The sequence below is a fragment of the Nodosilinea sp. LEGE 07298 genome, from assembly GCF_015207265.1.
Taxonomy (GTDB): Bacteria; Cyanobacteriota; Cyanobacteriia; order Phormidesmidales; family Phormidesmidaceae; genus Nodosilinea.
The window spans coordinates 1-9,525 of sequence record NZ_JADEXE010000256.1 but is presented as its reverse complement, the minus strand read 5'-3'; the positions used below and the strand labels follow the sequence as shown (position 1 = coordinate 9,525).

The 9,525-nt window shown below is 56.1% G+C and carries 11 protein-coding genes and 1 riboswitch; of the genes, 3 read left to right on the top strand and 8 right to left on the bottom strand.

What is annotated here, in order from left to right; genetic code table 11:
- The first annotated feature begins 133 nt into the window (after nt 1-133).
- A complete protein-coding gene (locus IQ273_RS25455; RefSeq protein ID WP_194025944.1) occupies nt 134-556 on the top strand; it encodes a hypothetical protein in 423 nt (140 codons plus the stop codon).
- On the opposite strand, the gene IQ273_RS25450 is transcribed toward IQ273_RS25455, so the two are convergent.
- From IQ273_RS25450 to IQ273_RS25440, 3 genes are all read right to left on the bottom strand, one after another.
- Nucleotides 557-1,189, bottom strand: a complete 633-nt coding sequence (locus tag IQ273_RS25450; protein ID WP_194025943.1) for a Uma2 family endonuclease — start codon at nt 1,187-1,189, stop codon at nt 557-559.
- Between the two features lie 58 nt (nt 1,190-1,247).
- Nucleotides 1,248-2,723, bottom strand: a complete 1,476-nt coding sequence (gene cysS / locus IQ273_RS25445; RefSeq protein WP_194025942.1) for a cysteine--tRNA ligase — start codon at nt 2,721-2,723, stop codon at nt 1,248-1,250.
- Between the two features lie 100 nt (nt 2,724-2,823).
- Nucleotides 2,824-3,282 (bottom strand): GNAT family N-acetyltransferase, encoded by a 459-nt coding sequence (locus IQ273_RS25440; protein ID WP_194025941.1) that lies wholly within the window; start codon nt 3,280-3,282, stop codon nt 2,824-2,826.
- A 132-nt stretch (nt 3,283-3,414) separates the two neighbouring features.
- On the opposite strand from IQ273_RS25440, the gene IQ273_RS25435 reads away from it, so the two are divergent.
- Both IQ273_RS25435 and IQ273_RS25430 read left to right on the top strand, forming a co-directional pair.
- A complete protein-coding gene (locus IQ273_RS25435) occupies nt 3,415-4,248 on the top strand; it encodes an arylamine N-acetyltransferase (protein ID WP_194025940.1) in 834 nt (277 codons plus the stop codon).
- Nucleotides 4,249-4,360: 112 nt separating this feature from the next.
- A complete protein-coding gene (locus tag IQ273_RS25430) occupies nt 4,361-4,852 on the top strand; it encodes a pentapeptide repeat-containing protein (protein ID WP_194025939.1) in 492 nt (163 codons plus the stop codon).
- A gap of 155 nt (nt 4,853-5,007) precedes the next feature.
- Here the strand turns inward: IQ273_RS25430 and IQ273_RS25425 are convergent, their stop codons facing one another.
- The 5 genes from IQ273_RS25425 to cobK all read right to left on the bottom strand — a co-directional run.
- Complete coding sequence (locus IQ273_RS25425; RefSeq protein ID WP_194025938.1) at nt 5,008-5,478, bottom strand: DUF4278 domain-containing protein; 471 nt, start codon at nt 5,476-5,478, stop codon at nt 5,008-5,010.
- Between the two features lie 42 nt (nt 5,479-5,520).
- A riboswitch (Glutamine riboswitch) is annotated at nt 5,521-5,596 on the bottom strand.
- A 98-nt stretch (nt 5,597-5,694) separates the two neighbouring features.
- Complete coding sequence (locus IQ273_RS25420; protein WP_194025937.1) at nt 5,695-6,261, bottom strand: 2'-5' RNA ligase family protein; 567 nt, start codon at nt 6,259-6,261, stop codon at nt 5,695-5,697.
- A 58-nt stretch (nt 6,262-6,319) separates the two neighbouring features.
- Nucleotides 6,320-6,901, bottom strand: a complete 582-nt coding sequence (locus tag IQ273_RS25415) for a DUF2808 domain-containing protein (RefSeq protein ID WP_194025936.1) — start codon at nt 6,899-6,901, stop codon at nt 6,320-6,322.
- A 147-nt stretch (nt 6,902-7,048) separates the two neighbouring features.
- Nucleotides 7,049-8,503 (bottom strand): PP2C family protein-serine/threonine phosphatase, encoded by a 1,455-nt coding sequence (locus tag IQ273_RS25410; protein WP_194025935.1) that lies wholly within the window; start codon nt 8,501-8,503, stop codon nt 7,049-7,051.
- Between the two features lie 429 nt (nt 8,504-8,932).
- The coding region (gene cobK, locus IQ273_RS25405) for a precorrin-6A reductase (RefSeq protein ID WP_194025934.1) at nt 8,933-9,525 on the bottom strand (593 nt) is incomplete at its 5' end.

The window sequence follows — 9,525 nt, the reverse complement described above, 5'->3', positions numbered from 1 at the left end:
GTCTGCAATGGGAAGACAAATCGTTTTATCGCCTGCGGTTCCACGCTTCCGTCGTTGCTTGGCCATCACGTTGGCCTCCTAAGCGCTCTACCCCTATTTTACTCGACACAAACTTGGGTGGAACTAGACCTGGTTGATTTCCGCTGATACCTTTGACATGTTGCTCTCCTTTGGCGGCGTGGGCGGCGAAATTTACCTGTCGGCCCTGCTGATGGTGAGCTTTTACTTCCCACTGCCCGAGTATTTTCGCTGGGATTTTTACCGGTTTCCGGTGGTGCTAGGGGCGGCCTTTTGCTTTTGGGGCCAGGTGTGGCTGTGGCAGCAGGTGCCGCGTGGCAAAGCCTCCATCCCCTTTGGCAGCCTGTGGGGCGAGGCCGACCACGGCGATATGAACCAGCTGATCAACTTTCACGATTGGACGCCAGGGGACATCATTGGCACCTACAGCACCCTGACTCACCTCTGCCTGCTGGCGATTTTTGCGGTCTACGGCTACACCCTCTTTCGTCAGCACCGGGAACTATTTGTGGCCCTAGGACGCCAGTGGTTGCCCTAGTTAGGCTTCTAGAACTCGCTCAAACTCTCTTAAGGTATGACTTGAGCCGGTTTGCCAGGCCCGTTTGACGTAGACCGGCAGCAGGACTTGAACCGGGATTTCTGGAAAGATTGAGCTATTTTTCTGCTCCAGATAGCGGCCTGAGACAAAGCGATAAATTTCTAGACGGCCCGCTTTATAAATCCACACTTCAGGAATCTCGAAGGGCACATAGTCTTCAATGCGGGTAAAAGAGGTCAGATCGGTTTCAAGGGCCAAGTCAGGGGGTGGATCAACGTCGAGATCTAAGCGACGCTTTCCCAAAACAGCCCGCCAGTTTTGGATGTAAAAGCAGGCATCAGGTTCTACTCCAGGCACACCCCGCTTCCGTAAGGTCATAACACCATAGCCCTGCCAGTCTTGCTCGGTCTTACGCAACATTGCCTTGACCAGATCCGACAGAATATCGGCCTGATTGCCGTGTTCAGGTAGCGGAGCCATAAGCAAGATTTGATTGTCCCGAAACCGCATGCGCACGGCAGCGCGATCACCCAGTCGATCCAGCAGTGCCTCGTACTCAGCAAAGGTCGCCGGAAATTCAACCCGCGTGCCAGCCGGTAGATCGAGGATGTCGGGGGTAATGGTCGGCAGCATAAAGCAAGACCAAGGGCTGAGACCTCTATCTTGCCACGAAATTCTTTGAAGCTCAGGCTTACCGATGCCACTCGGTGATGCCACCGGGCTTGTCGATTAGGGTAATGCCTGCGGCCTGGAGCAGATCACGAATGCGATCGCCCTCCGCAAAATCCTTGGCCGCCCGCGCCTCCCGCCGCTGAGCCAGCAGCACCTCAATCTCACCATCCGACAGCCCGCCCTCGGTGGATTCCTCAGCTTCGGGCTGGGCTTCTAACCCTAGCACCTGGGCTAGGCAGACCAGGGTTTGCCAGCGCTGGCGCAGAGTGGCGCTATCGGTGTCGGCCTCGCCCGTGTGGGTGATAACATTGCCCGCCCGACGCAGATCCTTGGCCAGGTCAAACAGTACGGCTAGCCCGCCAGCGGTGTTGAAGTCGTCGTCCATAGCGGTTTGAAAGGCTTGTACTGGGGTGCTGTCGCGATCGATCCGCATCGCCGCCGGGTCCCCAAAGGCTGAATCTTCAACATCGGCCCAGCCCAGCTTGGCCCCGTAGTGGTAGCCAAACAGCAGCCCGTCCTTCACGGTGCCCCAGCTGGTTTGGGCGGCGGCGATCGCCTCATCGGTAAAATCGACCGGCTTGCGGTAGCTGCCCTGGAGCAAAAACAGTCGCACCGCCATGGGGTCGGGGGCGTTTGGCCCATCCAGCATGTCGCGAATGGTAGTGAAGTTGCCGAGAGATTTCGACATCTTCTCGCCGCCCACGTTGACCATGCCGTTGTGCATCCAGTAACGGGAGAGGGGATGACCCGTGGCGGCTTCTGACTGGGCAATCTCGTTCTCGTGGTGGGGGAAGACTAGGTCGCTGCCACCCACGTGAATGTCGATGGTCTCGCCCAGACGATCGCGGATCATGGCCGAGCACTCAATGTGCCAGCCGGGCCGCCCTGGCCCCCAGGGCGACTCCCAAAAGGGTTCGCCCGCTTTCGCTCCTTTCCACAGGGCAAAGTCGAAGGGGTCTTGCTTGATAGATTCTTCCCCCGTTACCCGTCCGCTGGCCCCAGCCTGCATATCGTCGAGCTTGCGGCCCGAGAGCTTGCCGTAGCCGTCAAACTTGCGCACAGAGTAGTACACGTCGCCCGCAGCGGGGTAGGCGTAGCCCTTCTGCTCTAGCTCACTAATCAACCGCTGAATGCCGTCCAGCGTCTTGGTGGCGTAGGTGTACTCGTCGGCCTCCATGACATTAAGCCGGACCATATCTTCGAGATACGCCTGGGTGTAGCGTTCCGCTACCGTCTGCATAGTGGAGTTTTCGGTTTTGGCCCGGTTGAGAATTTTGTCGTCAATATCGGTGAAATTCTGCACATAGCGCACATCGTAACCCCGCCACAGCAGGTAGCGCCGCACCGTATCCCACACGATTGAACTGCGGGCGTGGCCTAGGTGCGAGTAGTCGTATACCGTAACGCCGCAGCAGTACATCTTCACCTGGCCCGGCTCCAGGGTTTCGAGGGGTTCTTTCTTACGGCTCAGGGTGTTGTAGAGAACGACGCTCATGGCGGGGGCGCAAAATGCCCATTATAAAAGGACGCTAACAGAACGATTCAACACCGAAACCGGGCGCGGCGCAATGGCGGTACTCCGTTTGAGCGTAGTTTTAGTTAGCCCCAGGATGAACCCAGGTCATGGGCATTCCCCAGATTCCAAACTTGCAGAAGCGATCGCCGCTTTGCTGAAACCCTACTTTTTGGTAAAAGCCCACCGCAGCCTCAGCTGCGTTTACCGTAACGGTTTCTAAGTCGTGAGCACAATAGCTGAAGAGTTCTCTAGCAATCCCTTGCCCAGAGAATTCTTTTCGAACGAACAACAGAGATAGATGATTGCCTCGCTTAAAGGCGATAAATCCAACAACAACCCCATGCCATATAGCAATCAGCGTTTTCTCACGACTCAAAATTCGGTCTCTTAGTTCGTCTGGATGACACAACTGCAGCCATTCGGCGACACTTTCTGGTGTTCCGTCTGTAAGTTCCCAAAGATTTGCGGCAGCCCACATGCACCCGCTGATTTGATACTCGTCTCCAGAGTCTGGTGGTCTATAGATAATCGTATTCATACAACGCTGCTCTGGAAGCCGATGGCAGTCTGATTCGTTAACCTGGAACCAAGATAAAGTGATCTGACCCTAGCGTAAACCAACCGGCCTTGGAGCAATTTAGACTGTAGAGCCGTGTTGTAAGCAACGCCAATGTCCCTAGCTCCCACCCTCGATGCGGCTGACCTTGAGGCCTATTTTCACCGAATTGGTTATGAAGCCGTCGATGAAGCGTCTCGCGCCCCGACGTTAGCCACCCTGCAAGGCATTCACAAGCGGCATCCCCAGGCGATCGCCTTCGAAAACCTCAGCTCGTTTTTGGGTCAGCCGGTAGAGCTAGATCTGCCCTCGCTGGTGCAAAAGCTGGTCTACAGCGATCGCGGCGGCTACTGCTTTGAGCAAAACGGGCTGCTGCGATCGGTGCTCACTACCCTGGGGTTCAACGTCACCGGGTTGGGAGCACGGGTGCTGTGGAACCTGCCCCCAGATACCCTTACCCCCCGCAGCCACATGGTGCTGCTGCTGGATCTGGAGGATGAACCCTATATTGCCGACGTCGGCTTTGGCGGGCTGACCCTCACGTCCCCGCTGCGGCTGGTTCCCGACCTAGTGCAAACGACCCCCAACGAACCGTTTCGCCTGATTCAATCCGAGGGGTTCTGGATTCTACAGGCGCAGATCGCCGAAGACTGGAAACCTCTGTACCAGTTCGATTTGCAGGCACAGTACCCCTGCGACTATGGGGTTAGCAACTGGCATGTGTCTACCCATCCCAATTCGATCTTTGTTAACAACCTAATCGCGGCCCGAGTTGAGCGCGATCGCCGCTACGGCCTGCGAAATACCGAACTGGCCACCCACTTTCTGGCCGGAACAACTGAAAAACGCCACATTGCCGATGCCGCCGAGCTAGAAACGGTGCTGACCAATATCCTTAAGCTCAAGCTGCCCGAAGACAGCGATTTTAGCCGCCTATTTGGCGCTTAGTATTAAGGAGACAGTCACCAGTGAAAGTCCAAAGACCTATCGCTGGAATCTTTGGCTTAACCCAAGTCAACCTGTAAACTCAAGAATGTAGAATTTGAGCAGATTAGGAGCCATGGTTAGTCGATCCAGCCTGTGTCGGATGTTTGTAGCCACACTAGTGGTGCTAACCCTTTGCCTGAGCTGGGGCAGCCCGGCTATGGCCACCAGCTATGATCGCCAAAACCTGAGAATGAGCGACTGGTCTAACCAAGACCTGCGCGGCAACGACTACACCCGCGCCGACATGGCCGATGCCGACATGAGCCACACCAACCTGCGCGGCGTACGCCTGTTTGATACCACCCTGGCCCGTGCCAACATGGAAGGGGCCGACATGAGCGGAGCGACCCTCGACGGTGCCCGTTTCTATCAGGCCAATCTCACCGACGCCATTCTTGAAGGGGCCTACGCCTTTGGCACCGACTTTCGAGAGGTCACCATCGAAGGAGCCGACTTTACTGATGTGCTGCTTGACCCCAAGGTCAACAAAATGCTTTGCACCGTAGCCAAGGGCACCAATCCTGTCACCGGGCGAGACACGCGCGCTACGCTGTACTGCCCCTAATCAAGTTAAAGCAGGCAGGACCTAATCCACTAGACCGAGACAACTAGGTCAAGCTAGTTTGATCACATACCCTGCAAAAAGGCTGAACTAACCATCAACAACCAAAGCCCCCGCTAGAGATCTCTAGCGGGGGCTTTGGTTGAGTGATTCAGGCGCTAGCTAGCGGCAGCACCGCCACGGCTGTAGGTAGCCCAAAAGCTGGGGTGTACCTTGCCCTGAATGTGGTTCCAGTAGTGGGCAGCCTCTTCTGGCAGACCAGCTTCGGTAGCCAGGCGGGCCAACATCGACTGCTGACGCTGCTTCACCGAGCGATGACGGTTCATCATGCTCATGCGGGCTCTGTCTTCGGTGTTGAAGGTGGCAGCTACAGCAGGGGCAGCGGGAGCCTCTACGGAGACCACTTCAACCACAGGAGCCGCTTCGGCCACGGGAGCCATCTCAGGGGTACCGGCTTGGTAAGCCACACCGCGATAGACCAAGTCTAGGGTGGGTTGTTGAACCGGAGCTTTCTTAACAGTACGGAACCGAATATCTACGCCGCGGAATTTACCAGCGTCATCTGTGATGTCGGATTGTACGGTAGGGGGGGTGTAGTCGTAGCTAACACCGCGATAGGTAAGTTTCATGGGGTCGCCTCCAAAAGATCAAGGGTTTGATCAGAACATTGGGGCGCGTTCCTTCGGGGGCTATTAACCCCTACTTCCGTCCCACTTTGATCACTAAGGAAAAAGCGAGATGAACGAATTTCTGATTACTTTTGTATAGTAAGCTACGGTTTATGGAAATGTCAAGGGATTTGCTATTCTGTATAGGCTTCTACATAATCCTGAATTCCTTGTGAATTAAGGCGTTGAGGACTTTAGCGGGAAATCTGAAAAAATCTGCCAAACGTGGCCATCGTGGCGCAGCAGCGTGAGGGTTTGGGTCACAAACTCAGCCGCAAAGGGGCGAGGCTCAAACTCAGCCCAGGCCTGGCGAAAGGCGGCGGGGCTGAGGTCACGAAAGCCAACGGTAACGTGGGGAGTAAACGGGCGGGTTTTGCCGACGCGATCTACAATGCCACAGTTTTTTTCTAGATAGGCGGCGATCGCAGCCTGCACCGCCATCAACTGCGCCGTCTGCACCACGTCAATATAAATGACCCGTGGTGCAAAGGCGCTGTAGCCCTGTAGCTGGACTGGCACAGCGGGTTGAGTGCGAGCAAAGGCTTCCAGGTGGTGCTCCAACCTAGTCGCCTCAGACGGCGGCCACAAAAAAGGCGGTTGGAGGGTGATGTGCGGCGGCGACTTGAGGGCGGCTTTGCTGCCAAACCGCTGCCAAACCTCCTGCTTAATAGCCGTGATCTCATCCTGCAAAGGCTGAGGCGGCAGCAGAGCCACAAAAAAGCTATCGCCGGTAGCCTGAGCCATAGAACAGTCCTAAATCAATGTGGTCGGCCCACTTATCCACTCATCCACCCATCCACCCTTAAGGCCAACGATCACCGCGATCGCGCTCATAGAAACTCAGCCGTGCGTAGCCTAAAAAAGTGGGTTCCGCCGTATCGCCGACGGGGTAAGCATTGGCCCCAAACAGGTACACCCCACCAAAGCGCGGATTGCGAACGGGCCGCAGTGCCAGCGTAATCGGTACCCCAGGCTGAACGGGCGGGTCAAAGGTAATAGTTAGCGCTCGGTTGTCCCGGTCTTCGCTGACCTCACCCAAAGGCAAAGACGTGCGACCCTCAGGGGTGTTGGCAAAGGCTTCGGTGGCGTCTAGACGATAGCGAAAAATCGGGTCGTAGCCTTCGTTGAGGCTGACCACGACGCGATCGAGGGGTTCGACGGCGGCGGAAGGGAAGTCAAAGGTGAGGTAGTAAGTCACGCTACCTGCACTGACCAGACTGCGGGTGGCGTAGCTATCGGTCAGGCGGGGGGGGTAGGAAAACCCTATGGTGCCATCGGAGTACTGAATGGCTGGCGCAGGAGCCAAACCCCAGGCAGAGCCCAAAGCCAGTAAAGCGCCTGCCAGAGCAGCACCCATAGATCGCGAAAAAAGAAATTTCGGCATAGCTAGACCTGCGCGATACAACGCCTCAAATTCAGGAATTTAGAGTTGGGCACAGCAAGATGCCTAGATGCGCTGAGACACTTAAAGTCTAGCGCCGCCTACCACCGATAGGCAGCGATCGCTACACAGGTTGAGATCGCGATTAGTTTAATTGTCAAACAGAGTGAGCTGTAGTTCTGGCTTTACCCGCATGACCACCAGGGTCATATCGTCGTCGTTGCTGCGATCGCCCCCAATAAAGCGATCGAGCAGGTCAAAGGTGTAGTCTAAAATGGCCTCCGCCGATGTGCAGTTGCGGCAGGCCCACTGGAGGGCACGCTCCAGATTTTCTTCCTCAAAGCGATCGCCCCGAGGGTTAGCGGCCTCGGTAAAACCATCGGTGTAAAACACCACCGTATCACCGGGCTGCAGCTGCACCTCCGCCTCACAATACTGAGTATTCATATCCAGCCCCAGCAACATACCCGGCGTATCCAGACGTGTAATGGTATTGGTAGAGGCCTGCCACAGCAGCGGTGGGTTATGGGCCGCGTTTCCGTAGGCCAACCGCCGCGTTTTGGGGTTGTACTCAGCGTAAAACAGCGTCACAAAGCGGTTAGAGCTTTCTAAATCGCTGTGCATGACAAAGTTCAAATCTTGCAAAATGCGGGCGGGCGAATGGCCGTTGAGCACCTCCGTGCGCAGCATGCCCCGCATCATGGTCATGATCAAGCCAGCGGGCACGCCTTTGCCCATCACATCGCCAATGGCAAAGCTCCAGGGGGCCGTTGCCGACTGCTGCGAGTCGGCCTGTCGCAACTGGTCAAAAGTGGTAGGAATAAAATCGTAGTAGTCACCCCCCACCCGATGGGCCGTCTTGCAGCGGGCCGCCAAGTCCATCCCCTGAATGGCGGGACAATCGCGCGGCAGCAGTTGGAGCTGAATTTCAGCTCCAATTTCTAGCTCGCGATCTAACCTCTCTTTTTTACGCAGGGCCGCCGTTAGCTCGTTATTTTCGATCGCAACAGAAGTTTGGTCAGCCACCAGGCGCACTAGCTTTTGGCGGGTTTCTGTCCAGGCGTAGTCAGGGTCGCGGCTAAACACATACAGCCGCCCCCGCTCCACATTCTGAACAATGATGGCGGTGCCGAACAGCTGAAACTCGTCGCCCAAGTAGCGGTTTACCTGGCGATCGAGAGCCAGCATAGCGTTGCGCGCCATCGACATCATGCTGCTCTCAGGGGCCGTTTGAAAGCTGGCCGTCACCTGACGAGTTGCGGCCTCTAAGGCCGATCGCACATCTTGGCACTGGTCTTCGCTCTGACAGTGCAACCGCTCTAGGCGTACCTGCCCATCGGCGCGAAACAGCACCAGAGCACCGCCGCTGGCATCGGTCACCCGGCTGGCAATCATGGGAATCAGCTCTAGGAACTGATTCAGATTGTTGAGGCTGCGGAGGGCAAACCCCAACGAGCTGAGCAAGTCTTGAATTTTGTACTGCTCGCGCTGCAGCCGAGCCACCAGTTCCTTTAAAGCAAAGACTGGCGGTGTATCGGGCAAAGCGCTACTGCCAGCGCTCTCAAACGAAGGGGATGGCCCTGATGGCATAGGGAAAGCTGTCATGGACGACCTGGGCAAAACGCTTGCATGAAATTCAGCGAACGGAACGACCAACTAAATATAGGGGCTAAATCAAAATCTGGTGCAGGTGATTAATCTTGACCGTAAAAATCCCTATTTCTGGCGGTATACAGCGGCTTTTGCAAAGGCACTCCTAGCGGTAGCACTAGGGGATAGCCCATAGTAGCGCACAAATTGAAGGCTAAGGATAGCATTCCCTACAGGAGTTGACCACCTCTGGAGGAGGAGAAGATTTGGCGTTTTTTAGACAGTAAGGGGGAAGAGGATGGGTGGATGCGTGGATGCGTGGATGCGTGGATGAGGAGGTAGGGGAGGTGAAGGGATAAGGGAGGCGGGTTTTTGTATGGCTTTCAGGCAGGCCGTGCCAATGCATCAATAAATTTAGAGGGGAACGGAAAAGATGCGGGCGGCTTAGGGGTGGTCTAGGTGGGATGACCACCAGACCTCGCAGAGGGACAGTATTTCCTCCTGGCTATGGCAAACCACTGGATAATCGAGCTGAGGACGATTCAATACAAATAAAGGAATACCTAATTGCTCGGCTATGGCTCGTTTAGTATCTTCACCACCGGGTGCGCCAGAGGCTTTGGTAATCACTCGGGTAATGCGCCACTGCTGCCAGAGCGCTTTCTCTAGATCCCCACTAATAGGAGGGCGCAGGGCAATTAGGCGTTCTGGCATAAATCCGGCCTTCAGTGCTGCATCTAGAGCCACGGCCGAGGGCAGAATGCGGGCAAACAGCATGGCCTGCGTCTGCCAGGGGGCAAACTGCTGTAGCCAGCGGTAGCCGAGGGTCAGCAGTACTCGTTCCCCGCTCAAAACTTCTGGGGTTAAAATCGCCTCTAGCCCCGAAACAGGGTGAATTAATTGAGACGAGGGCGATTGCTCTAGGGCCGAACGCTCGTAGCGCCAGTAGGGAATGTTGAGGGCTTGGGCGGCGGCGATCGCCCCCCGCGAAATCTCCACAGCAAACGGGTGAGACGCATCTAACACCGCCCCCACCC

Coding starts and splice junctions, on each gene's coding strand:
- IQ273_RS25435 (WP_194025940.1), top strand. CDS start 3,415: ATGTCCCTAGCTCCCACCCTCGATGCGGCTGACCTTGAGGCCTATTTT.
- IQ273_RS25410 (WP_194025935.1), bottom strand. CDS start 8,503: ATGACAGCTTTCCCTATGCCATCAGGGCCATCCCCTTCGTTTGAGAGC.
- IQ273_RS25420 (WP_194025937.1), bottom strand. CDS start 6,261: ATGGCTCAGGCTACCGGCGATAGCTTTTTTGTGGCTCTGCTGCCGCCT.
- IQ273_RS25415 (WP_194025936.1), bottom strand. CDS start 6,901: ATGCCGAAATTTCTTTTTTCGCGATCTATGGGTGCTGCTCTGGCAGGC.
- IQ273_RS25430 (WP_194025939.1), top strand. CDS start 4,361: ATGGTTAGTCGATCCAGCCTGTGTCGGATGTTTGTAGCCACACTAGTG.
- IQ273_RS25450 (WP_194025943.1), bottom strand. CDS start 1,189: ATGCTGCCGACCATTACCCCCGACATCCTCGATCTACCGGCTGGCACG.
- IQ273_RS25440 (WP_194025941.1), bottom strand. CDS start 3,282: ATGAATACGATTATCTATAGACCACCAGACTCTGGAGACGAGTATCAA.
- cysS (WP_194025942.1), bottom strand. CDS start 2,723: ATGAGCGTCGTTCTCTACAACACCCTGAGCCGTAAGAAAGAACCCCTC.
- IQ273_RS25425 (WP_194025938.1), bottom strand. CDS start 5,478: ATGAAACTTACCTATCGCGGTGTTAGCTACGACTACACCCCCCCTACC.